Genomic DNA, 2,202 nt, shown 5'->3' on the forward strand with positions numbered 1-2,202 from the left:
TCGCTCTCGCTTGCGCTTATATCTGGCTGAAATTATGAATGTTCAACACGCCCTAAAAATAGCCCAGCAATATTATATTGCTGGGCTTTTATTATTGACCATTCTATAATCGCCAAACATCTATTTAAAAACTCATACCAATGTCTATGTCGACGCCCATGCCCATAATAGCCCCAATGCTACATCATATTCGTTACACTCAGCTTGACTGCCAATCTTGGTGCATAACCGCTCAGATTGTCACTGAGCAGCCATACCTTAAGCATAAACGCGAGCAGCAACGCAGCGGTGTCAGACAACTCTTACAGTTTTTGCTAGATGAGCTTGGAATCGATGACATACTTAACGACGCGCAATTTCCCTATCAGCTTAGCAATAGCGATTACTATGTATGCTTTAGTCACTCAGGAGATAAAGTGGCGGTCGCTTTAAGCAAATATCGAGCTATTGGTATCGATATCGAAGTGCAAGATATTCCATGGCACGTTGCCGAGCGCTTTTATGACGATAACGAGGTTGCTGCTTTGGCGCAATTAACCAGTCATGAGCATGCCAGTGTTTCTAGATTGCTATGGCAAATAAAAGAGAGCTTTATAAAAATCCATCAATATAAACTGGCACAGGGCTTGGGAAAAGATTATTCCTACCTTATCCCTGACTTGACCAATAACACTCAAACAGAGTCGTTGTTGACTATCATTGCAGATTGCCAAACCGACTATCACCTCGCTGTCTTATCCCCACAACAAACTGTCGTCATTTTTTAGCCAATCTATAGTTAGAATACTTTAAAAAACGCTACGATACTGCTGGTATAGTTTTTTTGCAGCCTCTGTCTGCATAGGCACAGCAAGCTAGAAAAAACAGTACCTGCAGTACGTGATGTAGCGATATTACTTTTCACTAACTATATAAGCATTATTACTCTAAAAAAAACATCACTTTATTTTAGACCAAAAAAAACGACCCTCGAGAGGATCGTTTTTTGCGCTTACTTTTCTTCTAACAACAGCACTTAGGCTGTGATTAGATTAGAAACGGTAAGTTGCACCCAATTTAACAATTGGGAACCACTCTAACCAATCTTTATCTTCAAGTTCTTGTTCAGCAGCTTTAGCAACATCACTACCTTTAACAGTAGTAGTACCGTTTACAGTTGTAGCTGTAACGTTACCATTTGCATTACTTGAAGTCACAGTAGCATCAGTTTGACCCATGTAGGCTGCACCGATTTCGCCGAATACACCCCAGTTATTACCGATGTTAGGACGGAAGCCAATAGTACCGTAAGGCGCTAATTTGTTGCGATGCTTCATAGTACCTTGTAGAGCACCAGTTTCAGAAGCATTATAATCAATATTGTTAATTCTGAAGTTTGGACCTTCAGCATTAGCAGTTACGTCGATATCGTTGTCAGGTACGATGATACCAGCGCCCATAGTGAACCAGTTAGCCGCAGGGCGTAATTGCACACCTAGGTATGGGTTACTGAAATCGGCATCAACGTCGTAGTTTACGTCGCCAGCATCGAAATCACCGCCGAAGAGATCAGCGACATCACCACCTGCCCAACCGGCTTGTAGTTCAGTTTTGTCGTTAAGTGCCCAAGCAACGTTAGCGCCATAGCCTAATGAACCGATTTCAGCGCTAACAGCTGCTGGATTAATAGCTGTTTGGAAGAAAGTCTTAGTACCACCAACCACAGCACCCGCAGTGTTACGTACTACGCCTGCATCAGCATTATATGCATTAGCTGTTTGTACATTGGCTGGTTCTGCTTCATATGCAACGGCAGCATTGTCGTCAACAACGGCAACTGGCTCTGCTTCATAGGCGACAGCAACTGGCTCTGCTTCGTATACAACGGCATCATTGTCATCAACAACAACAACTGGCTCAGCTGCAAGTGCAGCAGTTGACGCTAAAACAGCAGCAGAAATGGCTGTTAATTTAATAAGTTTCATAAGTACTCTCCTAAAGTGTGAAATAACTCGCCCGTAAAAAATGATAATTCAGTTTTTTTTAAACAATCATTTTGTTGAGCAGATTAAAACAATTTTGGCTCAAAAAGTCACCCCCACAGACGCGCTTTTTATTTGCCATTATGTAAAGATTGCATAGGTATTGTAACTTAGATTAACACATGAAGTGCAATACCAAATGCGAGGTGAAAAAAAGACCTAGATGCGCTAGCATCAAAGT

The 2,202-nt window shown here is 41.8% G+C and carries 2 protein-coding genes; one reads left to right on the top strand and one right to left on the bottom strand.

Translation table 11 applies throughout. The annotated features are described in order from the left end of the window. The first annotated feature begins 158 nt into the window (after positions 1–158). On the top strand, positions 159–767 hold the full coding sequence (locus EI161_RS14050) for a 4'-phosphopantetheinyl transferase family protein (RefSeq protein ID WP_225735412.1): 609 nt from the start codon (positions 159–161) through the stop codon (positions 765–767). 264 nt (positions 768–1,031) lie between these two features. Here EI161_RS14050 and EI161_RS14055 read toward each other — a convergent pair whose 3' ends face one another. Then, complete coding sequence (locus tag EI161_RS14055; RefSeq protein ID WP_192529887.1) at positions 1,032–1,964, bottom strand: hypothetical protein; 933 nt, start codon at positions 1,962–1,964, stop codon at positions 1,032–1,034. Positions 1,965–2,202 lie beyond the last annotated feature (238 nt).

This window comes from Psychrobacter sp. FME5, from assembly GCF_014861375.1.
In the GTDB taxonomy this organism is placed as follows: domain Bacteria; phylum Pseudomonadota; class Gammaproteobacteria; order Pseudomonadales; family Moraxellaceae; genus Psychrobacter.

Coding starts and splice junctions, on each gene's coding strand:
- EI161_RS14050 (WP_225735412.1), top strand. CDS start 159: ATGCCCATAATAGCCCCAATGCTACATCATATTCGTTACACTCAGCTT.
- EI161_RS14055 (WP_192529887.1), bottom strand. CDS start 1,964: ATGAAACTTATTAAATTAACAGCCATTTCTGCTGCTGTTTTAGCGTCA.